The 23,523-nt window shown below is 69.6% G+C and carries 18 protein-coding genes; 5 read left to right on the top strand and 13 right to left on the bottom strand.

The genetic code is table 11. The features are described from left to right. Positions 1-68: 68 nt before the first annotated feature. From ACRAWC_RS15280 to ACRAWC_RS15225, 12 genes are all read right to left on the bottom strand, one after another. Positions 69-815, bottom strand: a complete 747-nt coding sequence (locus ACRAWC_RS15280) for a hypothetical protein (protein ID WP_431348501.1) — start codon at positions 813-815, stop codon at positions 69-71. Next, on the bottom strand, positions 812-2,278 hold the full coding sequence (locus tag ACRAWC_RS15275; RefSeq protein WP_431348500.1) for a serine/threonine-protein kinase: 1,467 nt from the start codon (positions 2,276-2,278) through the stop codon (positions 812-814). The genes ACRAWC_RS15280 and ACRAWC_RS15275 overlap by 4 nt, the downstream gene beginning before the upstream one ends. A 112-nt stretch (positions 2,279-2,390) precedes the next feature. Beyond that, positions 2,391-3,641, bottom strand: coding sequence for an FHA domain-containing protein (locus ACRAWC_RS15270; RefSeq protein ID WP_431348499.1), 1,251 nt, complete (start codon positions 3,639-3,641; stop codon positions 2,391-2,393). A gap of 7 nt (positions 3,642-3,648) precedes the next feature. Continuing rightward, entirely contained in the window at positions 3,649-4,470 is an 822-nt protein-coding gene (locus ACRAWC_RS15265; RefSeq protein WP_431348498.1) for a PP2C family protein-serine/threonine phosphatase, read from the bottom strand. After that, positions 4,467-4,829 (bottom strand): hypothetical protein, encoded by a 363-nt coding sequence (locus tag ACRAWC_RS15260; protein ID WP_431348497.1) that lies wholly within the window; start codon positions 4,827-4,829, stop codon positions 4,467-4,469. Before ACRAWC_RS15260 ends, ACRAWC_RS15265 begins: the two co-directional genes overlap by 4 nt. Beyond that, positions 4,826-4,993, bottom strand: coding sequence for a hypothetical protein (locus tag ACRAWC_RS15255; protein ID WP_431348496.1), 168 nt, complete (start codon positions 4,991-4,993; stop codon positions 4,826-4,828). The genes ACRAWC_RS15260 and ACRAWC_RS15255 overlap by 4 nt, the downstream gene beginning before the upstream one ends. Continuing rightward, positions 4,990-10,164, bottom strand: a complete 5,175-nt coding sequence (locus tag ACRAWC_RS15250; RefSeq protein WP_431348495.1) for a DUF6531 domain-containing protein — start codon at positions 10,162-10,164, stop codon at positions 4,990-4,992. Before ACRAWC_RS15250 ends, ACRAWC_RS15255 begins: the two co-directional genes overlap by 4 nt. 310 nt (positions 10,165-10,474) lie before the next feature. Further along, the gene (locus ACRAWC_RS15245; protein WP_431348494.1) at positions 10,475-10,759 is read right to left on the bottom strand and encodes a pyrophosphorylase; all 285 of its coding nucleotides are present in this window, start codon (positions 10,757-10,759) and stop codon (positions 10,475-10,477) included. 133 nt (positions 10,760-10,892) lie between these two features. Beyond that, a complete protein-coding gene (locus ACRAWC_RS15240) occupies positions 10,893-12,938 on the bottom strand; it encodes an FtsK/SpoIIIE domain-containing protein (protein WP_431348493.1) in 2,046 nt (681 codons plus the stop codon). Continuing rightward, positions 12,935-13,879 (bottom strand): FtsK/SpoIIIE domain-containing protein, encoded by a 945-nt coding sequence (locus tag ACRAWC_RS15235; RefSeq protein WP_431348492.1) that lies wholly within the window; start codon positions 13,877-13,879, stop codon positions 12,935-12,937. The genes ACRAWC_RS15240 and ACRAWC_RS15235 overlap by 4 nt, the downstream gene beginning before the upstream one ends. Beyond that, positions 13,858-15,393 carry an FHA domain-containing protein gene (locus ACRAWC_RS15230; RefSeq protein WP_431348491.1) on the bottom strand — a complete coding sequence of 512 codons (1,536 nt, stop codon included), beginning with the start codon at positions 15,391-15,393 and terminating at the stop codon, positions 13,858-13,860. Before ACRAWC_RS15230 ends, ACRAWC_RS15235 begins: the two co-directional genes overlap by 22 nt. Positions 15,394-15,696: 303 nt before the next feature. Further along, positions 15,697-16,284, bottom strand: a complete 588-nt coding sequence (locus ACRAWC_RS15225) for a Chromate resistance protein ChrB (RefSeq protein WP_431348490.1) — start codon at positions 16,282-16,284, stop codon at positions 15,697-15,699. A gap of 35 nt (positions 16,285-16,319) precedes the next feature. Here ACRAWC_RS15225 and ACRAWC_RS15220 point away from each other — a divergent pair, with 35 nt between their 5' ends. The 5 genes from ACRAWC_RS15220 to ACRAWC_RS15200 all read left to right on the top strand — a co-directional run bounded on the left by ACRAWC_RS15220 (position 16,320) and on the right by ACRAWC_RS15200 (position 23,032). After that, positions 16,320-17,519: an MFS transporter gene (locus tag ACRAWC_RS15220; RefSeq protein ID WP_431348489.1), complete on the top strand. Its 1,200-nt coding sequence runs from the start codon at positions 16,320-16,322 to the stop codon at positions 17,517-17,519. A gap of 187 nt (positions 17,520-17,706) precedes the next feature. After that, positions 17,707-18,225 (top strand): DUF2127 domain-containing protein, encoded by a 519-nt coding sequence (locus tag ACRAWC_RS15215; RefSeq protein ID WP_431348488.1) that lies wholly within the window; start codon positions 17,707-17,709, stop codon positions 18,223-18,225. 118 nt (positions 18,226-18,343) lie between these two features. Further along, a complete protein-coding gene (locus tag ACRAWC_RS15210; RefSeq protein ID WP_158866009.1) occupies positions 18,344-18,553 on the top strand; it encodes a heavy-metal-associated domain-containing protein in 210 nt (69 codons plus the stop codon). A 49-nt stretch (positions 18,554-18,602) separates the two neighbouring features. Then, positions 18,603-20,915 carry a heavy metal translocating P-type ATPase gene (locus ACRAWC_RS15205; RefSeq protein WP_431348487.1) on the top strand — a complete coding sequence of 771 codons (2,313 nt, stop codon included), beginning with the start codon at positions 18,603-18,605 and terminating at the stop codon, positions 20,913-20,915. Next, on the top strand, positions 20,912-23,032 hold the full coding sequence (locus ACRAWC_RS15200; protein WP_431348486.1) for a heavy metal translocating P-type ATPase: 2,121 nt from the start codon (positions 20,912-20,914) through the stop codon (positions 23,030-23,032). The genes ACRAWC_RS15205 and ACRAWC_RS15200 overlap by 4 nt, the downstream gene beginning before the upstream one ends. Positions 23,033-23,141: 109 nt before the next feature. On the opposite strand, the gene ACRAWC_RS15195 is transcribed toward ACRAWC_RS15200, so the two are convergent. After that, positions 23,142-23,393, bottom strand: a complete 252-nt coding sequence (locus ACRAWC_RS15195; RefSeq protein ID WP_431348485.1) for an SHOCT domain-containing protein — start codon at positions 23,391-23,393, stop codon at positions 23,142-23,144. Positions 23,394-23,523: the final 130 nt, after the last annotated feature.

Below are 23,523 nucleotides of genomic sequence, written 5' to 3'. Positions count from 1 at the left end.
AAGACTCTGATATCCCTCGGAATGGAAACACTTGAACGCTAACACGCACCCGACACGGCCACCGCAGTTCAGCGGTCCGCCCGATGATCCCGCCCGGGCGCGGGCGGGTCAAGTCGTGCGGTCCCCCCAAGAAGGGGCAGGTCGTCGACGCCGACGAGTCGAGTGGTGACCGCGTACTCCACGAGACGGGATCGACGATTCGTGGCCAGCTTCTCCCGGCCGCCGCGCAGCCCCGCCACCCCCAGTTTGTCGAGCTTGTCACAGACGTTGTCGAGCTTGCGGTTGAAGGTGGTCATGCTCCAACCGAGACGTTCCGCGGCCTCTGCCGAACTCGGGATGGTGCGTCGGCCGGGAGCCGCCTGAATGAGCACGTTCTCGGCCAGGGCCACGATGAGCTGCCGCTGGCTCGTCGTGAGGGTGACGGGCAGCACCGTTGTGGAGCCGCTGGAGGAGTCCACCTGAGCGGCGGGGTTGAAGTAGTCTTCGGCGCTGGAGATCGAGAAGTCGTAGGTCGTCGCGCCCGCGCTGAACATGACGTGCATGGTCCGGAACACGATCGGCAGTCTGGCGCCGGGGGCAAGCCAGGCCTGCATGGTGCCGGTCGCGTCGGTCACTGTGGCGGTCAGGAGGGTACCGATGTTGCTGAGCCACCACATCCCGAAATCGTGCCCGACCGTCAGGAAGCGGCGATGCAGGTAGGGATTCTCGTCGATGGTCAGTTCGGCGTCCCGACCGATCCCGAATTCCTCGCCGGGCTCGACGCTGTACGACTCGCCGCAGTATTCGACGGTCAGGGGCTTCACTACGGTGCTCATGAAGCGCACGCTTTCAGCGGCTGCGACGTGCGGCCCGCCCGGACAGTGGCGATGTCGAGGCAGACGGGAACGCCGGGAGTCAGGCCGGCGACGGTCACCTTCGGCTGGCCGATCAGGGAGGGTCCGGCCGTGGTGCCCTCCTCGACCCAGGTGTACTGGTCGCCTCTCCGTGCCCCTTCCGTCTTCCAGGTGAAGGTCGCTGTGGCACCGTTCGCTCCCCGGACGGCCGACACGAGCACAGGCGGAGGGACGACGCCGACAGCGATCGAACTGTCGCCGTCCGCACCGTCGGTTCGGGGCGTGGGAGCGGGGGCGACGACGTTCGCCAGGACCGCGGCCCCGATCGCCACGACGACCACGGCGGCGGAGGCGATCCAGACGAGCCGGTGCCGCCGGTCGCCCGTGCGGCCGCCGGCCGCCGGCTCGTCGCCCTCGCGGACGGTCGGCGCCGGCGCCGGTAGATCTTCCCGGAGCGCAGTATGCCCCGCTTCATCGGCGGAGGACGGTGCGGCGTGCGGCGCATCGGGTGAGATCGGGACCACGCCCCGGACCCGGGTGACGGAGGCCTGCGCCTGGATGGTCGCGACCGAACGCGCCCGGGTCTCCTGCTCGTCGCCGCTCTCGCCCGGCGCCGGGCGCGCATCCCCCAGGTGCAGGTTCGGGACGTCGATTCCCGTGGGCGCGAGTCCCAGTTCCAGCTCCACGCGCTGCAGCGCGCGGGCGAAGTCGACAGCCGAGCCGTAGCGGTCGTCGCGGCGGGTCGCCATGCCGCGACGGAGCGCCGCGGTCAAGGACGACGGCACGTCGATGCGGTCGAGCGGGGTGATCATCCCCCGCTCGATGCGTCCCATGAGGTCGAGCGTCCCGTTCGAACGGCCGGGAAGTTCGAACGGAGTGCGTCCGGCCAGCAGTGTGTGGATGGTCGCGGCGAGCGAGAAGATGTCGCTGCGCACGTCCGGGTCGGGGTCGTCGGAGAACATCTCCGGCGGAGACCAGGGCACGCTCAGGCCGACACTCCGACTGCCGGAGGTCGCCGAGCCGGACGGCGTCCGACGCAGCTCGGACAGCGTCGTCGTATGCGCCGGCAGCTCCTCCAGAGCCGAGGCGATACCGAAATCGGTCAGCGCAGGCCAGCCGAGGGCGGTGGTGAGCACGTTCGCCGGCTTGATGTCCCGGTGCAGGATCCCCGCCGCGTGCGCTGTCGCCACTGCACTGGACAGGCGGACACCGACCCGGAGCGCCTCCTCCACCCCGACGCGGTCCCGCTTCAGCTTGTCGGCCAGCGATGGCCCGGAGCAGTACTCCATGACGAGATAGGTCCGGCCGTCGGTCGCCACCCCCGCGTGGAAGATCGTGACGATCGAGGGATGCGCGGACAGACGCGCCATGAGATTCGCCTCTTCGACGAAGCGGGCGCGTGCGACCTCGTCGACGCCGTCGGCCAGGAGGACCTTCACGGCCACGCTGCGCTCGGGCAGCTCCTGCTCGTATTGGAAGACGTCGGAGAACCCCCGGAGCCGAGCAGCCGGGTGAACCGGAACCCGTCCAGCTCGGGCGGCCGCGAGGCCACGCGCCTCATTCGGCCGCCTCGACCGCCAGGGTGGCGCCGCTCCCCAGGTCGATCACTGTGCCGATGACGACCGTGGTCGGCTCGCCGCTCCGCAGCTTCTGCGGTGACGCGTCGGGAAGGATGACGAGGGTGCCGTTCCGGGAGTGCAGGTCGGTGACCACGACGCTGTCTCCTTCGACCGCGACGGCGACGTGCGACCGCGAGATGTCGTCCTCGGCGCTCGTCAGGGTCACCGGCCGCGCGCCCCGGAGCGATGGGACCGCGGCGACGCTCGGCGCTCGACCCACGACGATCGGCACGTCCAGGGATTCCCGGCGGCCGTCGGAGAGCCGCACGGCGAACTCCGGCCGCGCCGGCACCGCTGCTGCTTCCGGCACTCCCTCCGCGCGCTCTCCCGCCGAGGCGCGCCGGAGCAGCTCGCCGCTCATCACCGTGAGCCCGTCGTGGTCACCGTCTCCGCGGCCGTCGCCCAGCGGGAACGAGTCGGTGATGAAGCCGGGCAGGTCGATGCGCTCCGGTGTCGGCTCCTCGTCCTCCGGCCGCACGGCGGCCTCCTCGACGCTTCGGAACATCGTCGCGCCGAAGAGGCTGTCGTAGCCCCCGGCCGCCGGAGCCGCGGGCTCAGCCGGTTCCGAGTGCGATGTACCGTCGGAATCCGCCGGGAACCCAACGAGAGTCGCCTCCGGCACCCGGAGCTCGGGGCCGGGGTGCCCCGGTTCCGCCGGGACGATCGGGTCGGGTGGCACGATCGGGTCGGGTGGCAGCGGGAAGAGGGGCCCGGTGTCGCGTTCGCGCTTCGGGGGCGAGGCCACCGTGGCCGCCACGTCCTGCACCCGCTCGACGGCGGACCAGGCCAGCCCCGTCGCGTGGACCACCCCCTCCACCAGCGGGAGTGTTCCGGAGCCGACACCGTCCCCGAGGGTGACGGCGTCCGCCTCGGTGAGCTGGGTCTCCACCCACGACGACACGCCGGTCGCGCGCACTGTGCGTTCCCGTCCGCCCTCCGTGACGACGGCCGACGCCGCGCCTCGCACGGCCAGCAGCACCGCGTTCGTGGAGACGTCGAGCAAGGCGAAGGACGGTGTACGGCTCAGGCCTGCGGAGACCAGCGCGTCGAGCGTCTCGGCGAATCCGATGCTCACGGCCGGAAGCAGGGCGCGCAGTCGCAGCGGATCCGATTCGGCCACGAGCAGCCCTCGCCCATATCCGGCGACGACCGCCCACTCCCCCTCCGCCGCCTGCTGAACCTGGAACACGGACGACTCACCCCCTCGGCTGTGTGTCTTCGAGCGCGCGGCCGCTCACCCCGTTCAGGCGTTCGCGTGTCTCGACCGAAGCGGGAGCGAACTCACGCGTCACCGATTCAACCACGATCGCGGTGATATTGTCGTGGCCGCCTGCCTCGTTCGTCGCAGCGACCAGGGCGACCGCGGCATCGGCCGGGCTGCTCTGAGCGAGGATCTCGGCGATGCGCCGGTCGCTCAACTCGCGGGTGAGTCCGTCCGAGCAGACCAGGAACACCTGCCGGCTCTCCTCGGGGACCAGGAGACTGTCGACAGCGACGGAATCGTCCGCCCCGAGAGCCCGGGTGATCACATTGCGCTCCGGATGCGCGGCGGCCTGCTCCTCGGTGATCAGTCCCGCGTCCATCAGCTCCTGGACAGCCGAGTGGTCGACGGTGAGCCGGCGGAGGTCACGGCCGTCCCACCCGTACACACGCGAGTCGCCGACGTTCACGATCATCCACTGCTCCACCACGACCCCGGGGACCCGCACCCGGACGACCCCCGTCAATGTCGTGCCTGCGACCGCGGCACCGGACTCGTCCGCGCCGGAGAGAGCACGCACGGCCGCGTTGGCCTCATCGATCGCCTGGATGACGTCATCCGGAGTCGGCCGGCTGCCCGGCCGGAGTGCGCGCGCCAGGCTCTCCACGGCGGCGCGACTCGCCGCGTCACCACGCGCGTGGCCGCCCATGCCGTCGGCGACGACGAACACCGGGTCCTGCGCCAGAGCGCAGTCCTCGTTCACCTGACGCACCATTCCTGTGTCGCTGCAGACGCTCACACCGACGACAGGGCTCATGCCGGGTCGCTCTTCCTTCTCTTCCGCTGGAAGAGAAGCGACCGTACGAACAGGCCGAAGAAGAAGCCCGCGAGTACGCAGCACATCAGCGCGATCGCGTCGAAGGCGGTGACGGTGGACAGCCCGGCGAAGGCCACCACGGCGACGATGGACGCCAGCAGCGGGAACCTCCCCGGAAGCGCGACCGTCATCGCACCGACGATGAACGCCAGAACGGCGGCCCACCAGTCCTGACGCAGGGCGTCGCCGAGATGCCCCTGCTGCACGAACCCGAAAGCGATGAACGCCGCCGGAACGACCGTCCCCAACGGGATCGTCCTCATCAGGTCCTGCCGACGGGACCGCGCCATTGTGCTCACTTGAACCATTCTGCGGCTTTGTCGATGCCTGGGCTCTCCGCACCAGCCACCGTACTGCCGATCAGCGCACCTCCCCAGAGCGCTTTCGTATTCCGACCGGCGAAGTTGAGAACGCCGTCGTTGCTCCTGACACCGAAGTGCGATGCCTGCTCGAGGCTGTTCATCCCGCGCGGATCCGGCGGAAGGACATGTTCGGCCCCGGGACGCTGCTGGCGTAGGAGGTCGCCATGCTCGTCCCGCCGGCAAGCGTCCCGGCGGTTGCGACGTGGGTCCAGTTGATCGGCTGCCCGGGGCTGGCGACGACCTGGTTCACGATGTCGCCGCCCGTCCCGCCTGCGGCGTTGATGCCGGCGGTGAAGAGGCGGGCCGTCACGCCCGTCGTCGCGCCCCTGGTGCCGTCCGCCAGGAGATTCCTCGCTATGGTGCCGCCGGCAGGTCCGGCGCCGCCGCTGACCGCGCCCGCGAAGGTGCCTCCGGCGAAGGCGCCGGCGGCACCTCTCCAGGTGAGGTGGCTGTGATTCATGGCGAGATAGCTCGCCTCACTGCCTGCGCCGCCGATGACTCCGTTGAGCCCGACGGAGTACGCCAGAGCGGTGGCACCGTTCGCGCCGGCGGACAGTCCGGCCGCCCACGCGCCGGCCCCGCCCGTGGCGGCGCCGATCACCATCGTGACGCCGACCTGGCCCCAGTCGACCGTGCCTGTCGTGAACTTCTGAATGGCCGTGTCGGCGCCGCCCGCGATGAGCGCCCCCGCCCCCGCCATGAGCGCGATTCCTGCGGGACCGCCGACACCCGTGCACATCAGGGCGATTCCGCCGACGATGGCGGCGCCCGCGGCGAGGTACTCCCAGTTATGGCTCACCCAGTTCGTGCTGGCGTCCCAGGCCTGGGAAAGCCATCCCTGCGTCTGGGCCCTCAGCTGAGCATCCGTGAGAGGGTGCAGTCCGGTGGGGTCGCTGAAGGCCAGTGGGTTGTTGCCCGCGTAACTGTACGGATTCGCTGCCCATCCCGCTCCGATCACGGGCGGCACGGGATCGGTGGCCAGGAATGCGTACGTCGACGGGTCGTACGGCCGCGCCCCGAGCCATTCCAGTGGTGCGAGACCTCCCGGGCGGTCGAGAGCGAGCGTGCCGTTCGCGGTGAGCCCGAACCCATCCGGGAGCGGAGCGACGGAGTCGACCAGCCACGGGTTCATCGTGTCGCGCCGGGTGTCGCGCCACCCGGCGCTCTGCCACCGGCCCCCGACGCCGGTGACCGGCCCGATAGTGAGAACCGGCGTCTCACCGACGCCCACCAGGGCCGGGATCGCTGAAGCGGAATCCCACCACAGGGCGTTCGAGCCCGCCTGTGCGAGCTGCCCGAGCGCGTCGACCCGGAGCTCCCTCGCGACGATGCTCCCGTCCTGTCCCGTGAGGGTCATCCGAGAGAGCCAGCCGGTGGTTCTCCACTCGTACTCGAGAGTGGCGCCGTCCGGCTCGACGGTGCGGATGCGCGCACCGCTCGGGTCGTACTGGTGGGCCGTCGACGTGCCGTCGCCATGCTGGACCTCGACGAGCTGCCCCGACCGGTCGTACGCATACGATTCGCGAACCCCGTCACGCGCCTGCCACGCCACGCGGCCGCCCGGATCGAAGGCCCAGCTCTGGGAGACTCCCTCGGAGACCACCTCCGTGAGCTGCTCGGCGAGGTCGTAGCCGTAACGGGTTACAGCACCGTCTCGGGTGATCGATCTGATACGGCCGTCCTCGTCCCGGTCGATCTCGGTGGTCGACCCGCCGCCCGTTCCGGCCGTGGTGTGAGCGGTGATCATCCCGTCGGCCCACGTCCACGAATGACGGGTGATCCCGCCGGAGGGTTCCGTGGTGACGGCCGCCGTCAGCTGCCCCGCTGCATCGTGGGTGAGCACGACCGTTCCGAGCACAGGATGCTCGACCTGTTCGAGCCGCCCCGCGGCGTCGTAGCGGTACCTGGTGGTTCGACCGAAGGCGTCGACCATGCTCGTTCGGCGTCCGGCTCTGTCGTAGCTCCAGGCCAGCCCGCGCGGGGTGTCGGCGCCGGACGAGCGCAGGTGCCGGGTCAGCCTTCCCTGATGATCCCACTCCTTCAGATGCGAGACGGGGACTTCGCCGGTGCGGTCGTCGATGGTCACCCGCCGTCGGGCCGGGTCGTACGCGTTCGCGCCGATCACGCGACCGTCGGCGCTGGTGGTCACGACCCGCCCGGACGCGTCGTACGTGAAGCTCAACCGGTGGCCTGCGGCATCCTGCTGCCACAGCGGGCGCCCCGCGGCGTCGTATCCGGCAGTGGTCGTCCGGCCGAGTGCGTCGGTCGTGGACACCAGCCGATCCATGCCGTCCCAGGACTGCGACGTCACGCCGCCGGTCGGATCGATGGTTCGGACAAGTCGGCCGTTGTCGTCGTACTCGAACCGGGTAACCGCCCCCAGGCCATTGGTGACGGACGTCAGCTGTCCCGCCACGTCGTACGCGAAGCGCCGGGACCCCCACCAGGAGTCGACGGCGGAGGTGACCCGGCCGGTCTTGTCGAACGTGTAGGTCGCAGTGCCGGAACCGGGCTGATGCACCTGCACGAGACGCCCGCACGCATCGTATTTCGCCCAGGCCGTATCGCCGTTCGGCAGGGTCTGCCGGACCAGGAGCGAATCCGCGTCGTACTCTCGCGTGGTCACCCCGCCGTCCGCCCCGATCACCTCGGCGAGTCGACCGCACGCGTCGTAGACATAGCGGGTGGTCGCACCTGTCGGGTCCGTGACCTCGACCGGCCTGCCTGCGGCATCGCGACGAATCGCCGTGAGCGCGCCCTCGCCGTCGAGGATCTCGACGACGCGCCCGCAGAGGTCGTACACACAGGTCAGCGGATCTTCGCCGTCGGATGCGACGTCACGCGGCCGGCCGAGAGCGTCCAGTCGCACCGTGGTGGCCAGCAACCCGTCGTCGAAGGTGACGGCCTTGTCGGCGACGTCGAGAGCGACCCCGTTGGCGACACCGGTCGGGTCGACCGCCGCCGTCCGCGTTCCGTCCGTGTCGTACCGGTTCTGCCACACGCCGCCGGTCGGATCGACCGTCGTGACCAGGCGCGACAGGGCGTCGTGCGTGTACGACCAGGTGGATCCGTCCGGAAGGCGCAACTCCGCCAGGTTCCCGAGGTCGTCCACCTTCCGGGTCGTCACCCGTCCGAGCGGATCGACGATGCGGGACTCGACCCCCTCCGCGTCGTATTCGAACGCGGTCCTGCCTCCGTCCGGGGCGATCTGTGCAGAGAGCCGGCCCGCGGCAGTGTGCTCGAACCGCCACACCCCGCCGTCCGCATCCTGACGAGCGACCAGCCGGCCGGTGTCGTCGTAGGAGTAGGTCGTGCGATGCCCCGACGGAGTCACCGCCGCCACCAGGCGGCCGGCGTCGTCACGTTCCAGCCTGGCCACGTCCCCGTCGGCGTTCGTCGTCGAAATGAGATCGCCGTGCGCGTCGTACCCGAACCGCAGGACGACGCCGGTCGGATCCGTCAGCTGCGACAGCACACCGCGCTCCCACGCCATCAGAGTGCGGCCGCCCTCGGGATCGATGACTGCAGAGGGGTTCCGCTGACCGCCCTCGTACTCGTACCCGGTGACGGAGTCGTGCGTGCTCCCGTCCGCGAAGCCGGCGACCACCGCGATCACACGGTCGGAGTCGTCATACCCGTACTGCAGATCCCCGCCGTCGGGAGTGAGGTGCCGGATCAGCCGTCCCCGGTCGTCGTATTCGCGCACCGTCCGTCGACCGGCACGGTCCGTCGCCGCGACCATTCCGCCGAACGGGTCCCATGCATACGATTGCCGGTTACCCTCCGAGTCGATCACGCCGATGAGCCGACCCTGGGGGTCTGCGATCCAGGTGTTCGATCGTTCGCCGTCCGTGTCGGCGACCTCGGTGACTCCGCCCGGCAGATAGCTGTACCGGCTCGTCCGGCCGAACGGCGATCGCTGCCAGGCGACCCGCCCCTCGTCGTCGTAGCCGTTCACCAGCAACGTCACGCCGTCCCCGTCGACGACCTGCTCGATGAGCCCCGACTCGACACCCCACACGTACCGGCGCACACCCGACGGACCGGACACGGCGACCAGACGATCCGCGTCGTCGTAGTCGTAGACCACGCGGCGACCGTCCGAGGCGACGATCGCCGTCACGCGGCTCGAGTTCCACTCGAGGGTGACCGAGCGCTCACGCTCGTGCACCAGGCCGACCAACCGACCGTCGGCACCGTACCTCGTGTCGACGCGACTGCCTTCGCCGCGCGCGAAGGACTCGAGCCGTCCCGAGGTCGTGAACCTCCAGACGCCGCCGGAATTGTCGGACACGGCCAGGCCTTCGCCGGACTGCTCGAGCCAGTGCGACGAGCCGGTCGCGCGACCCCAGCCGTCCTCCGTTCTCGGGAACACGACGTGCCGCCCGTCCGGCTGGACCCAGTGAGCCGAATCCTCCCCGAACGACAGCCGGGTCTCGGTCCAGGACGACCACCCCGGACCGAACGCGCCGGGCGCAGGGTCCACGGAGTTGTACATCCGGGAGAAGACGAGTGCGCTGCACGCACCCTCGAAGCCGAGGTCGGTCTCTGGCTCGATGAAGTTGCCGGTCGCAGTGTTCACCGGGTCATCGGCGTACCCGCTCGTCACCAGGCCGCCCTTGACCGTGGGCATGCTGATCGTGAGGTCCTGACGGCTCGCCGAGACGTGCGCCGCCGCCAAGGCCGCGGCAATGGCCGGGTTCGACAGCGTGCACACGCTGCCCGCACCTCCGGCTCGTTCGAATGCCGCGGCGACCACACCGGCCCAGCCCGCCTCCTGGCGGTTGCCGGAGATGAACTGCTGGAATGCCGCGAGCACACCGTTGGCATCCAGCGTCCCCCAGCCGCACGACGAGGTGAAGGCCGTGTATGCCTTCTGCACCGCCGCGTGCTGAGACGCGAGTACGGCGTCGTTCGCACCCGTGGTCGACGCGAACGACGTGAGGTTGTCCGGGATGGCCGACGATGTCCCCGACGAGGCGCCGCCGCCGGAACCCGGGTGAGGGCTCTGCCGCTCGCCGACCGCGGGCTTCGGAGCCACCGGGTTCAATGGCGGAGCCGGCGGACCCACGGGAGGGGTGTCGCTCTGGCCCAGCACGTTGTGCTCGACCCAGCCCACCGCCGAGCTCAGCACGCTCTGGTGCTTCTGGTCCTCGACCCACTTCCTGGCCGTCAGCCTGCGCTGTTGTTCGGCATCCGCGGCCTTCTGCAACTCCACGGCGAGGGTCGCCACGGCGCGGAGGGCGCCGGCGAGTTCGCCGGCGTCTCTCACCTGCGTGGCGCCGTTCGACGCGAAGAGGGTGGAGAAGTACCCCGGAACTGCTCCTCGCCGCGCGACCGCGCCGCCTGCATCGAGCCCTTCTGGCCGTCGATGGCGCCCGCGGCGGCATGGCACGCCGAGATCAACGCGTGCGCGTCGGAAGCGGAGAACCTCACGTTCTCGTTGTACGCACCCAGATCAGCCATGGCAGTTGCTCACTCTCCTACGAACTTCGAACGCGCCGTCCATCGCGGAAGACGGGCACGATCCGCAGATCCGCCCGTCTCCTCGCGACGCGGAGGGATACGGAGTAGTGCTCGGGTCAGCTGCCGCCGCCGGCGGTGAAGATGTTCGTCGAGATCGTCTTGAGCTCGCGGTGGAGTTCGTCCAGCTTCTGGATCGCGTTCTTCAGCGCCGCGTTTGTGCTGGGCCACGTGTCGTTACGGAACGTCTCCGCCAACGGGCCATCCCAGTTGTTGGGCTCGGAGAGGATCTTGCCCTGCGCATCCAGGGCGCTGATCTGGTCGGTCAGACCGCCGTTGATGATCGTCTGAATCTGACCGATCGCCGCCTTCGCGGCTTCCGTCGACAAAACACGTGAAGACATGGATATCCCCTCATTCCAATCGCCTGCGGATCGCAGGACCCGATGTCGGCCTACCGGGTCGAGTTCCGGCCGGCTCGTTGAATCGATGCTAGGCCAGGCGCGGCCGCCCGTACATGGGCACAACTCCCCATGCTCACGGCAGCGGCAACTGCACGCGCTCCAGGGCGCCCCTCGCCACGTAGACTCCGCGGCCCGGCGGGAACTCGTTACGACCGGCGCGCGGCAGCGGTGTGTTCAGGATGATGTCGCCGTCGGTGCTCTCCGGTTGCAGCAGGAGACCCCGCCGGCTCGCCTTCGCTTCGCCGATCATCCCCCAGCTGGACGACCAACCGCTCGGGTCCCCATCCGCGAGAAGGAAGTGGTCGCTGCGATTGACCGCCTTGATGAGCTCGGTCAGCGACGCGTCCGCCGCGGACTGCGAGAAGTCCCCGATGGACTCGATGAAGACGCCGATCCGCTCGCCGCCCTCCTCGCGCACTGCGGCGCTCAGCCGGACCGCGAGCACGTCGGCGGTCTCTGCCGTCGTGGCGCTCTCGGCCCACATCGTCTCGCGCGAGGCGACCGACCGCGCATTGCCGATGTAGTACAGCCGGGCAGTCGGGTCGAAGCGCCGCACCGAACGGGCCATGGTGATGAACGCCGTGGTCCGCCCGCTCCCCGGAGGCCCGGAGAGAACCGTCGCACCGACGGGGTCGAAGCCGATCGGCTTCAGTTCCGTCTCGCCGATCCCCAGCGCGGGGCTGTCCCCGACCCGTTCGGGCAGCGCGGACTGCCGGTACTCGACCGGCAGGGAACCGACCGTGGGGGCCGGTGTCACACCGGCCCGCTCCATGGCCTCAGCGAGCTCCGTGACGTGGGCAGACTGCTCCGAGACCGCAGAAGAGCCGCCGAGCACGGCGATCTGGGTCTCCAAGCCGTCCACGATCGCGCGCCCGGGCGGCGATGCCGGCGAGAGAACGTCGACGGGCGCCCCCAGCATGCGATAGCCATCCTCGTCCGCGAGCCGAAGCACCACGTTGCGCTGCACACTGGCGGAGACCGAGCTGGGCACCGCGCCGCTGCGATCAGCGGTGAAGGCGATGTGGAGGCCCAGTTGGCGGCCGTCCGTGAGGATATCGCGGAAGATGTCGTACAGCGCCGCACGATTTCCCAGCGCCTCGTAGTCCTCCCGGAAGCTGGGAAATCCGTCGATCAACAGCAGGATCCGCGCTTCCTGCGGTTGCGAGGCGAGTGCGCGGTACTCCGCAATGGTGGATGCGCTGGCGGTCGCGAACCGGACGGAACGGTCGTCGAGTTCCTTGCGGAGCATACGGAACAGGCGCGCGACCCGCTCCACGTCGTCGCCCCGTACGACGGCGCCGACGTGCGGAAGCTGCTCGAGCATCCGCAGCGCCCCGGCCCCGAAGTCCAGGGCGTAGACACGCACCGGGCCTCCGCGCGGAGTGATGGCCGCCGAGCAGGCGAGCGTGCGGAGGGTCGTGGACTTGCCCGACCCGCCCGTTCCGTAAATGGCGAGGTTGCCGTCGATGTCCGGTTGGAAGTAGACGGGAACCTGCTCTTGACGCTCCGGCGCATCGGCGACGCCGAGCAGGAGCGCCGAGTCGGTGCGCTGACGCAGAAGGCTCAAGTCGTACGCGGGTGCCAGTTCGTCGAGCCACGGCCGTCGCGGCGCGGGCACGCCGGAGATCTGCTGCGCATCCACGACCGCCGCGACCAGACGCTGCTGATCGGTCGGGCCCGGGTCTCGCTTCAGGTCGGCATCCGGGTTCGCGGCGGCCGGATCCTGCCAGCGCACCTCGCCGCCGAAGCGGAGGTCCGCGATATCGATGCCGGCACGTTCCGGCTCCCGGCTCGTCCACCCTCCCGTGTAGCCGGCCTGGAACGGCGTGAGCCGGCCGGGGCCGCTCTTCGCCACGCCCCTGCCCGGGATTCCCGGGTCGAAATGGGCAGCCTCGTTCGTTCCCACCACATCGGTCGAGTCGGCATCGTCGGCCATCCGCAGCGCGACGCGCAGGTTGGTGTTCGCACGCAGATTGTCCCGGATCACGCCGGCGGGGCGCTGCGTCGCCATGATGAGGTGGATGCCGAGGGACCGGCCACGCTGGGCGATATCGACGACACCGTCGACGAACTCGGGCACCTCGCCGACCAGGGCCGCGAACTCGTCGATGACGATCACGAGTGCCGGGGGCTGTCGGGGTCGCCCCGGCGCTCGAGTTCGAGCAGGTCCTTCGCCTTCTTGCGGTTGAGCAGGTGCTCCCGATGCCGCAGCTCCGCACGCAGGCTGGTCAGCGCACGGCGCACCAGATGCGGGCTCAGGTCGGTGACGAGCCCCACGCAGTGCGGCAGATGCACGCAGTCCGCGAACGCCGAGCCGCCTTTGTAGTCGACGAGCAGGAACGCGACCCGATCTGGGCTGTACTCGAGGGCCATACCGAGAACCCACGCCTGAAGGAACTCGGACTTGCCCGCACCGGTCGTGCCGCCGACGAGCGCGTGCGGACCCTGGGTACGCAGGTCCAGGTGCATGGCGTCGATGCCCGCAGAGCCGACCGTGGCGCGGAGCGTTCCCGTGCGGCGCGCAGCGGGAGCCTTCCCGCTTCTGTCGTTCAGCGAGTTGTTCTGCCGCCAGCGGTCGACGACCGCGTCGCTCGTCTCCACCAGATCATGGCCGAGCAGTGACACCAGCGAAATGGATCGCGGCAAGTCGCTCGAATCCGCGATGACGGCGCCCGCATCGATGACCGCCGCCATTCGCCTCGCGAACTCGAGCGCTCGAGCCCCGTCCACCGTCTCGGTCGCGACGTCCTCGATGACCTCGCCCAGGCGTACGAGGCCGACGCGACCCGCGCCGCGCTCGTCCCCCAGTTCGAGGTAGGTGCGGCACACAGCGGGAAGCGCGGTGACGTCCTCGCCGATCCAGATGGGATAGACGCCGGCGTCGGCCGCGCGCTCGGCCAGCTGCACGAGACGCGCACGATCGACCGACGCATCGTCCGAGATGAGGACGACGACGGCGGGAATCGGGGCAGGCGTGCCCTGAGCGGCCTGATCCGCGCCCACCTCCGAGCCACGATCCAGTTTCGCCGGATCGGCCTTCATGGCGCCGCGGCGCTGCACCGACCCGGGTGCGAGACGGGAGTCGACCAGTCCCTCGAGCGCAGCGACGAGAAGGGTTCCACTCGCCGCACTGTCGGCGAGATGCCCGACTGCGAGCGGAGACTGGGGGCTCGAGGTGTGGGGGATCCACTTGAGCCACTCGAGTTCCGCCGACCAGCGCGGAGACACCACCGCGGCCACCGCCAGTTCCGCCGGCGAGTGCAGCGCCGTGAGCTGCACCATGATCGAGTTGACGCTGCCGACGGCCTGATCCGGCGATCCGGCGATTCCGAGCGCGCCGGACTCGAACAGGTTGTCGACGATCGGAACGTTCTCGACCGTCTCGCGGCGGGCGACCACGTCGTCCAGGCGGTCCTGGTACTCCTTGAGGATCTCCCCCGGGGCGCCACCGTGATGGTGTTGCGGCTCTTCATGCGCCCCACGCCCAAGCGAACGGTGAGGAACGACCAGTGTTCGGGCCGCCGCGTCCACAACCACGGACCGCGCCGGACGGCCTGCTCGAAGACATCCTCCGTCGACGGCGACTCTCTGCTGCGCAGCTCGCGCTCCGTGATCAGTTCTCTGTCGAGCTCGTCGGCCAGAACGCTGAGACGCTCGTCGAACTCCACGATGGATTTCTTCAGGCGCCGTTTTCCACGCGTCTTCTCGGTCATCGCGTTGCCCACCATCATCACGGGCGACATGAGGATGAAAAGCAGCGAGGTGATCTGCTGGGAGAACGCGAACATGAGGCCGCCCACGAGCAGCGGCGCGATCATGGCGAGGAGCGGGAAGGGCTGCGGCTCCAGCTTCGCCGGGACTTCGGGCGCCGCGAATTCGTGCCCGGCGTAGCGCACCTCCACCCTGGGCGAGCGATTGAAGAAGACCGGGCCCGCTCGAAGGGCCACCGGCGTCGCGTCCGGGTGCGTGATCGTGACCCTCAACTCGGAGTCGCCGATGAGCAGGGTCTCCTCGCGCGTGATGCGGAGGCGCGGAACGATGCCGCCGTCGACGACGATGCCGTTCGCACTGCCGAGGTCGACGGCCTCGACCGAGTCGGACGTCTCGAAGCGCACGTGCCGCTTCGAGACCAGGTCGTCGTGCAGCACGATGTCGCAGTCCGGGCCCCGGCCCAGGATGGTGGTGCCCTGCGTCAGGGGGAACCTGCTTCCGGCATCCGGCCCGCTCAGCACGGTGACCGTGGCGACGTCGATGCGACCGGCGGCATCCTTGCCGGCGAAGTGGACATCGGCGGGCATGAGCTGCACGACTGCCCCGCTCGCTATCCAGGCCTCCCCCACCGGCACGTCGGGCGGCAGCGGCACGGGTTCGGCCTGGCCGGGAAGTTTCGCCCGCAGGGTGAGCGGCGCCTCGTCGGAAGGCGGTGCGGACGCAAGCGCCTGCGTACCCCCGCCCATCGGATCGAGCCGTGCGATCGCGGTGGCGACCTCCGAGATGCTCGCTGCGGCATCGGTCGTCACGATGATGTCGGCAGGCGTGCCCGAAGGCCGGTTGAGCGTCAGCTTGAGGCGCATGACTGGATACTCCAGGGGTTGATCGACGCGTGCGGGCCGGCAGGAGATCGACGATGCGCAGGGCAAGCTCGACGACGCACCCCGCGCTACGACGTTCCCTCACCCTATCGGCCGGGCCCGTGCGGTCCGCGAAGCCCCGCACGGCATTCGAAGAGTTCGTGGTCGGCTGAGCGATCGAGCGAGCGAAAACGACCGGCTGAAGGGATGGAGCCGACGCAACCGCACCAGCTCCGCCTGATCATCGCGCCGAGGACCGGCTCGACAGCGCACTGCTGGAGCCGCCGGTCGCGATTCGCCGGGTGGTCATGGCCGGCCCGGCCCGTCGTCCGTGGGGACGAGGCCTGCGGCGGCGCGACCGCGCATCGCCTCGTAGACCAGGTCCGCGTAGCCGGTGAGCGCATCCTCGCAGCGTTTCAGTCTTCCGGCAGCCTGCTCGGCCTCCGGAAGAGACAGGATGTCGCGTTTCTTCAGCTCACGGAACCAGCGACGCAGCCGGTCCAGGCTCTGCTCCTCCTCCTCCAGTTCTCCGAAGGTCAACTTCTGCTTCGCGATCTCCCGGGCGATCTCGTCTTCGAACTTGCCGCAGTCCGCCTGGAACTCGTTCCACTCATCTGCACGGGCCGCAAGGAACGCGTCGCGGATCAAGCTGCGAGCGGCCTCCGTGCGCGGTGCCGCGTCGATCACCGCGAAGACTCCGTTGCCCGCCAGAGTGAGTTTCTCGGCTCGTTCCAGCGATGCCGCGAACGCGGGTGCGTCGGGAAGCGCCCACGCGCCTTGAGAGACGGGGACGGCGCCGCCCTTCCGCAGTTCGCGCCAGACGGCGACGCGATGCCGTGACGGTTCCGACGGCAACTGAACGAAGACGAGGACCCAATTCACTTCTGGTGTCACGCTCGCGATTGTAACCGTCGTCACGGTTGTAACGAATGTTACAGTTGACCGGTGGCGTCTATTACACCCCTCGCGGCGCGGTGCTTCCCCTGTACCTGGCTGGATTCACGACCGCGTTCGGCGCTCACGGCGTCGCGACTGCTCTCGCGCTCGAGGCCGGCGATCTCGGACTCTCGCTGCTGAGCTTCGGGGCGGTGCTCGCCCTGTACGACGTCGCCGAGGTCATCCTGAAACCGATCTTCGGCGCGCTCAGCGACCGGATCGGAGTCAAACCCGTCGTCCTCGCCGGCCTGATCGCGTTCGCTCTCGCCTCGAGCGTCGCCATCGTGAGCCCGACTCCGCTGGTCGCCGCCGCCGCCCGTTTCGGTCAGGGCGCCGCGGCCGCCGCGTTCTCGCCGGCGTCATCGAGCGCGGTGGCGCGACTGGCCGGAAAGGAACGCCTGGGACACTTCTTCGGCCGATACGGAGCGTGGAAGAGCATCGGCTACGCGGCAGGGCCGCTCCTCGGAGCCGCTCTGGTGAGCTTCGGCGGCTTGGGCGCCCTGTACCTGACACTTGCACTCCTGGCCACCGCGACCGCCTTCTGGGTGGCAGTCGCCGTACCGCCGCTGCCCGTACTCCCTCGACCGCGCTACACGCTCGCAGACCTCATCAGGCAGACGAGAGACCGCAGCTTTCTCATCCCGACCCTCGCACTCGCAAGCACGACCGCACTGCTGGGCGTCGCCGTGGGATACCTCCCCTCCTGCTTCACCGCGCGGGCCTCGCCCCGTCGCGAGCGCCGCCGCCGTGGCAGCGATCGCAATCATCTCGGCGGTCGCCCAGCCCGTCGCGGGTCGGCTCCGAGACCGCGGAAGGATCAGCGTTCGCGTAGGAGTGTCGGCTGCCCTCGCCACGGGCGCCGCGGCCTCGGTGCTGATGATCTCCCCCAGCCCATCGCGCTCTATGCCGCAGCCCTCCTCATCGGCGTCGCCGTCGGCGTAGCGACGCCGCTGGCGTACTCCCACCTCGCCGCGACCACTCCCGCAGAACGCCTCGGCCGCACCATGGGCAACGCTGAACTCGGACGCGAGGTCGGTGACGCCGGCGGACCCCTCCTGGTCGGAATCATCGGAACCCTCGCCGGACTTCCACTCGCCCTCGGGACCCTCGCCCTGCTCATCGCAACCGCAGGGGCGGCGACGGCCCGATCGCTCAGGCCGGACCCGCCCAGCCATTCCTTGGCAGACTCTTAGAAGCCGTGGCATAGCGTGGCCGCACCGCGGCTCGCCGATCACCCCCACGATCCGGCCGCCGCGATCCCCAACGGTCCGGTGGCCGCCTGTCCCCCGCGGCGGCCACCGGACTTCCAACTCGAAACAGGCGTTGCCAAGATCGCCCGGTCGCCGCACCATTCACCCGAAGGAAAGAGTGGGAGGTGTCGTGAAGGAACGGGTTCTCGACCTCGTCTTCCTCCTCGGGGTGTTGTTCAAAGGCATCGACGGATTGGTCGAGCTGATCGGCGGCGTGCTGCTCCTCTTCGCAACCCCGGCCGAGCTGCGCGGCGCCGTCGGTTCAGCGACTGCGGAAGAGCTGTCCGAGGACCCCCACGACCTGATCGCCAACCTCCTCATCCACGGCGTCTCCCATCTCCACGCGGGCAGCGTGGCATTCGTCGCCGCGTACCTCCTCCTGCACGGGGTGGTGAAGATCGCGATCGTCATCGCCCTCCTCGTCGGGTCACGGCGCGTCTACCCGTGGGCGATGGCGGCGCTGGGGGCATTCCTGGTCTTCCAGCTGTACGAGTTGGTCACGAAGCCATCCCTCGGGGTCGCCGTATTGACCGTCTTCGACGCGGTGATCATCTGGCTGACCTGGCGGGAGTGGCGACGGAACCGCGAACTGCGCAACACCTGGCGCGGCACCCTCGACTGGATCTTCCGTCGCCCCACCTCGGGCTGACACACCACCTCCGCGCCCTCTGTCTCCGGACTCTCTTCCACTCCAGGAATACCTTCTGGGGGTATAAGTGTTATCGTGATCGCATACCCATCGGGGGTATACGACGAAAGGATCGATGATGAGCGAGAACGTGTACCAGGTGACCGGAATGACCTGCGGCCACTGCGAGATGTCCGTCCGCGAAGAAGTCGAGCAGGTGGCGGGCGTGACCGCGCTCACCGTGAGCGCGCAGACCGGGAAGCTGGTCGTCACCTCGGCCGAGCCGATCGATGACTCTGCTGTGCTGGCTGCCGTCGAAGAGGCCGGGTATTCCGCCGTACGCGCCTAAGGCCCAGCGCAGCGACCCGTCCGCAACGCATTCTGATCGAGGAGGTTCGATGAGCATCACGACCCCGGCCGATGAGCCGAACACCGCCGTGGAGTTGGAGATCGGCGGGATGACCTGTGCCTCCTGCGCGATGCGGGTCGAGAAGAAGCTGAACAAGCTGGACGGCGTCACCGCGACGGTCAACTACGCCACCGAGAAGGCGAAGGTGACCGCCCCTCTCGGATACGAGGTTGCCGCGCTGATCGCCGAGGTCGAGAAGGCGGGCTACACCGCCGCCGTGCCTGCGCCGCCGGCCGCTCCTGCCGAGCAGGCTGCTGCAGAGCCGGTCGACGCGGAGTTGGCTTCTTTGCGCACGCGGCTGGTGATCTCCGGGGTGTTGGCTGTTCCCGTGGTCGCCCTGGCGATGATCCCCGTGCTTCAGTTCACGTACTGGCAGTGGGCCTCGCTGACCCTTGCGGCGCCGGTGGTCGTCTGGGGTGCGTGGCCGTTCCACAAGGCGGCGTGGACGAACCTCCGACACGGTGCGGCGACGATGGACACGCTCATTTCGTTGGGTGTGACAGCCGCCTTCCTCTGGTCGCTCTATGCTCTCTTCTTCGGCACGGCGGGTATGCCCGGCATGACGCACGCCTTCGAGCTGGCCCTCGCGCCGTCGGACGGCGCGTCGAACATCTACCTCGAGGTGGCGGCCGGGGTGACGGTGTTCATCCTGGCCGGCCGCTACTTCGAGAAGCGGGCGAAGCGTCGGGCGGGGGCGGCCCTCCGTGCGCTGCTGGAGCTGGGGGCGAAGGAGGTCGCCGTCCTCCGTGGCGGGACCGAATCGAGGATCCCCGTCGAGCAACTGCGGGTGGGCGATGAGTTCGTGGTCCGCCCGGGCGAGAAGATCGCCACAGACAGGGTCGTGGTCTCCGGCAGTTCGGCTGTGGATGCCTCGATGCTCACCGGCGAGTCCGTCCCCATCGAAGTGGTCGCAGGCGACGCCGTCGCCGGCGCCACCGTCAACGCCGGGGGCCGGCTGCTCGTCCGGGCCACCCGGATCGGGTCCGAGACCCAGCTCGCGCAGATGGCACAGCTCGTGGAAGACGCGCAGACCGGCAAAGCCGAGGTCCAGCGCCTGGCCGACCGGGTTTCGGCAGTCTTCGTGCCGATCGTGATCGGGATCGCTGTGGTGACCCTGGCGGCCTGGCTGATCGCCGGGTTCCCGGTCGCGGCCGCCTTCACAGCCGCGGTCGCCGTCCTCGTGATCGCCTGCCCCTGCGCGCTCGGGTTGGCCACGCCGACCGCCCTGCTCGTCGGCACGGGACGGGGAGCCCAGCTGGGAGTCCTCATCACTGGACCCGAAGTGCTGGAGTCCACCCGCTCCGTCGACACCGTCGTGCTCGACAAGACCGGCACGGTGACCACCGGTCGAATGACGCTCGTCGAGGCCATCGCGGAATCCGGCACCCGGCGCGATGATCTGCTGCGGCTGTCCGGGGCGCTCGAGCACGCCTCCGAACACCCGATCGCGCAGGCGATCGCGAAAGCGGCCGCCGAGCAGGCCGGCACCCTCCCGCCCGTCGACGAGTTCCACAACATCGAAGGCCGGGGCGTTCAGGGCGTCGTCGAGGGGCACGCCGTGCTCGTCGGCCGCGACTCGCTCCTGGCCGACTGGTCGCTCGTACTCGGGCCGGAGCTCGCCACCCGCAAATCGGCGGCGGAAGCGGGAGGCAAGACAGTCGTGACGGTCGCCTGGGACGGCCGGGTCCGCGGCATCCTCATCGTGGCCGACACGCTCAAACCGACCAGCGCCGAGGCCGTCGCCAGCCTCCGGAAGCTGGGGCTGACGCCCATCCTCCTCACCGGAGACAACCAGGCGGTGGCGGAGCGGATCGCCGCAGAGGCGGGCATCGACCGGGTCATCGCCGAAGTGCTCCCGCAGGACAAGGTGGCCGTGATCGCCGGGCTGCAGCAGGAGGGACGGATCATCGCGATGGTCGGCGACGGCGTCAACGACGCACCGGCCCTCGCCCAGGCCGACCTCGGCCTGGCGATGGGGACCGGCACGGACGCGGCCATCCAGGCCTCGGACATCACCCTGGTGCGCGGCGACCTGCTCGGCGCGGTCGACGCCATCCGGCTCTCCCGGAAGACCCTCCGGACGATCAAGTCGAACCTCTTCTGGGCCTTCGCCTACAACGTCGCCGCCATCCCGATCGCTGCCCTCGGGCTGCTGAATCCGATGCTCGCCGGGGCGGCAATGGCCGCCTCCAGCGTGTTCGTCGTCGGGAACAGCCTGCGCCTGCGCAGCTTCACCAGCATCGTGCCGAGCACGGTGTCACACTCGAACCAGAGCATTCGCACAACGGAAGCGACCTCATGACCGACCCGCACGCTCACCACCCGCACACCGAGACCGCCGAACCGGCGGCCCACGACGCACACTCCGCCGCCGATCACGCCGGCATCGACCACAGCAGCATGGACCACTCCGACCATGCAGGCCACTCGGGGCATGCCGGACACGGCGACCACGTCGGACAGTTCCGGCGACTCTTCTGGATCAACCTGATCATCGCCGTCCCGGTCGTCGCGACCTCGCAGATGTTCGCGATGATCCTCGGCTACACGGTGCCGGGCTGGGCGCTGTGGATCGCGCCAGTGCTCGGCACCGTCATGTACGCATGGGGAGGCTGGCCGTTCCTCAGCGGCGCCTACAGCGAACTGAAGAACCGGACGCCCGGCATGATGCTGCTGATCGGCCTGGCGATCACCGTCGCGTTCTTCGCCTCCTGGGGCGCCACCCTCGGACTGCTCGACCACGAGCTGGAGTTCTGGTGGGAGCTGGCCCTCCTGATCGTGATCATGCTGCTCGGCCACTGGATCGAGATGCGCTCGCTCGCCCAGACCAGTTCGGCGCTCGACTCCCTCGCCGCACTCCTCCCCGACGAGGCGGAACGGATCGAGGGGGACACCACTGTGAAGGTCGCCCCTGCCGACCTCCGAGTAGGCGACGTGGTGCTGGTTCGGCCTGGCGGCAGCGTCCCCGCCGACGGGCGCATCGTCGACGGTCGCGCGGAGATGGACGAGTCGATGGTGACCGGCGAATCCCGTCCGGTCTCCCGCGGTGACGGGGACACGGTGACCGCCGGGACGGTGGCGGTCGACTCCGGCCTCCGTGTCGAGGTCACAGCCGTCGGCGACGACACCGCCCTCGCCGGCATCCAGCGCCTGGTGACGGAGGCGCAGAACTCGTCCTCCCGGGCACAGCGGATCGCCGACCGCGCCGCCGCGCTGCTGTTCTGGTTCGCGCTCGGCGCCGCCATCATCACCGCTGTCGTGTGGACGCTCGTCGGCAGCCCGGACGACGCGGTCGTGCGCACCATCACGGTGCTGGTCATCGCCTGCCCGCACGCGCTGGGCGTCGCGATCCCGCTGGTCGTCTCCATCGCGACCGAGCGCGCCGCTCGCGGCGGTGTGCTGGTGAAGGACCGTCTTGCGCTGGAAAGCATGCGCACCGTGGATACGGTCCTGTTCGACAAGACCGGCACGCTCACCAAGGGCGAGCCGACCGTCACCGCGATCGCGCCCGTCGGCGCGCTGAGCGAGGACGAGGTGCTCGCCTTCGCAGCGGCGGCCGAGGCGGACAGCGAGCACCCGCTGGCCACCGCGATCGTCCGCGCCGCACGTGAGCGCGAACTGACCATGCCGACGGCCACGGGGTTCTCGTCCTCGCCGGCCGTCGGTGTGACCGCGACCGTCGACGGGTCCGAGATCCGTGTCGGCGGCCCGCGCCTGCTCGAAGAAGCAGGAGCCGCCGAGGTCGACGAGGCGGAATCGTGGCGCAGTGAAGGAGCGATCATCCTCCACGTGCTCCGCAATGGCGCGCTGATCGGCGGCCTGAAGCTCGCCGACGAGGTGCGCCCGGAATCCCGGGAGGCCGTCGATGCGCTCCACAAGCTGGGCGTCCAGGTCGTCATGATCACCGGCGACGCCGAAGCGGTCGCGAACGCGGTCGCCGCCGAACTCGGCATCGACCGCACCTACGCGCACGTGCGACCGGAGGACAAGTCCAGCACCGTCGCTGAACTCCAGAAGGAAGGCCGCAAAGTGGCGATGGTCGGCGACGGCGTCAACGACGCCCCTGCCCTCGCGCAGGCCGACGTCGGCATCGCGATCGGCGCGGGAACCGACGTCGCGATCGCCTCCGCCGGCGTCATCCTGGCCAGCTCCGACCCGCGCAGCGTGCTCTCGGTCATCGAGCTCTCCCGCGCCAGCTACCGCAAGATGAAGCAGAACCTGTGGTGGGCCGCCGGCTACAACCTGATCTCCGTGCCCCTCGCCGCCGGCGTGCTCGCGCCGATCGGGTTCGTCCTGCCCATGTCCGTCGGGGCGATCCTCATGTCGCTGTCGACGGTCGTGGTCGCCCTCAACGCCCAACTGCTCCGCCGCCTCGACCTCGCCCCCGAGGTCAGCACCCGCGCCATCCTCACCCGCTGACGCCGCCCTCTCCCGCTGCGAAAGACTCCCGATGACCGAGCACGATCACACCGGATACGGCTGCATCACCGACAAGGACACGTACCTCGACCGCTCCGAGACCGGAGCCCTAACCGCCTGAGCGCCCGAGCTCGTCCCGTCTCCGGATGTACTCCTCGTGATCGATCTCACCCCGGGCATACCGCTCATCGAGGATCGCCCTCGCCGAGAAGTTCGGCGGAGGAACGGTACCGGTGCCTCCGGACGGGCCACGCCGGGTCAGTGTGACGACGAGCACGACGACCACGGCGATGATCAGCAGCGGAACGAGCAGCCACGCGATCCACCAGGCCCCCGCGCCGCCCATCATCCACCCGTACATGACCGCCTCCTCAACTGAGTCCTGCGACCAGAGTGGACTCACTCAGAGGCCCGCAGCGGGTACAAAGTCCCGTCCTGATCAAACCCCAGGCGGGTATCCAGACTGCGCCGCTAGCGTGGAACCCGGAAGG

The organism is Leifsonia sp. L25 (assembly GCF_050632895.1).
The sequence above is the reverse complement of the archived record's forward strand: the minus strand, read 5'-3'. Positions and strand labels throughout refer to the sequence as shown.